This window comes from Streptomyces sp. AC627_RSS907, assembly GCF_019049165.1.
In genome coordinates this window covers 12,692-14,339 of record NZ_JAGMUE010000882.1, presented here as the reverse complement: position 1 = coordinate 14,339, position 1,648 = coordinate 12,692, and the positions used below count along the sequence as shown (strand labels likewise).

The following is a 1,648-nucleotide window of genomic DNA, read 5'->3' as shown; positions in this document are numbered from 1 at the left end:
CCACCGCACCGAACGTCCGCACCACAAGCCGCGACCCCACCCACCCCGGATCCGCCAGCCACCCCCGCAACAAACCCAGCAGAGCCACCACACGATCCCGCGCCGCACCCCCCACCGACGCATCCACCACCAACACCTCCACAGGCGCCACCGGCAACGCATCACCCAACGCGATCACGGCGCGTGACACCTCGACGGGTGCCGCGGTCTCGTCCCGTACCCAGTCGAGGCCGAACAGCGAGCGGGATCCCGCCGTCACGGCGTCGGCGGCGCCGACCTGTTCCTCGGTGACGGGGCGGAAGGCCAGTTCGTCGATGGTGAGGACCGGCGCGCCGGAGCCGTCGAGGGCGGCCAGGCGGACCGTGCTGTCGTTCAGGCGGGTGAGGTGGACGCGGAGGGCGCGGGCGCCCACGGCGTGCAGGCGGGCGCCGTTGACGGCGAACGGCAGGCGGACCGTGTCGTCGAGCAGGCCGGTAGCGCCGATGGCGTGCAGGGCCGCGTCGAGCAGGGCGGGGTGGACGCCGAACCCGTCGGGTTCGATGCCGTCCGGCCGTACTTCGGCGATCACTTCGTCGCCGTCGCGGACGGCGCCGGTGAGGCCCTGGAAGGTGGGACCGTAGCCCAGGCCGGCGTCGGCGAGGTGTGCGTAGAGCCCGTCGAGGGGGACCGGCTCGCCGTCCGGGGAGGGCGCGGGACGTGGCGTCGGTGGGTGGGCCTCGGCGGACAGGTGGCCGGTGGCGTGGGTGGTCCAGTTCTCGGTGCCGTCGGGTTGCGCGTAGACGGTGAGGGCCCGGCGGCCCTCGTCGTCCGGGGCGGCGACCGTGACCCGGAGGCCGACTCCGCCGGTGGCGGGCAGGGCCAGGGGGGTCTGGAGCAGTAGTTCGTCGAGGACGGGGGTGCCTGCCCGGGCCCCGGCGGCCAGGGCGATGTCGGTGAGGGCGGCGCCGGGGACGACGACCGTGCCGAAGACGGTGTGGTCGGCGAGCCAGGCCGGTGACCCGGCGGTCAGTCGGCCGGTGAACAGCAGGGCATCACTGTCCGGGAGGGTGACGGCGGCGCCCAGCAGTGGGTGCTCGGCGTCGAGCAGGCCGGCGGCGGTCAGGTCACCGGCCGGGGCGGTGGCGTCGATCCACAGCCGCTGGTGCTGGAACGGGTAGGTGGGCAGGTCGAGTACGGGCGCCGGGCCGGTGCCGAACGTCGCGGCCCAGTCGACGTCCTGACCCGCGGTGAAGATCCTGGCCACCGCGGTGAGCAGGGTCTCGGCCTCGCCCCGGCCGCGGCGCAGCGTGGCGGCCGAGGTGAGCTCGGGGCGCAGCTCCCGCACCAGCGCGGTGAGGACCGCGTCGGGCCCGATCTCCAGGAGACGGTCGGCGTCGAGCGCGGCGACCGTCTCGGCGAACCGGACGGGGCGGCGGACCTGTTCGACCCAGTAGTCGGGATCGGTCCAGCGCGGCACCGCACCGGGCTCGACCGTGGAGACCACCCCCAGCCGGGGCTCGGCATACGCCAGCCCCCGCACGACCTCGGCGAACTCGGCCAGCATCGGCTCCATCAACCGGGAGTGGAAAGCATGACTGGTACGCAACCGCGACGTCTTCCAGCCCCGCTCACCCGCCAGCGACGCCGCCTGCTCGACCTCCGCCCCAGG

General features: G+C 74.7%; 1 protein-coding gene. It reads right to left on the bottom strand.

Going from position 1 to position 1,648, the window contains the following annotated elements; genetic code table 11:
- Window positions 1-1,585: polyketide synthase dehydratase domain-containing protein (locus KUM32_RS39240; protein ID WP_374227607.1), on the bottom strand; the 1,585-nt coding region annotated here is incomplete at its 3' end.
- Window positions 1,586-1,648 lie beyond the last annotated feature (63 nt).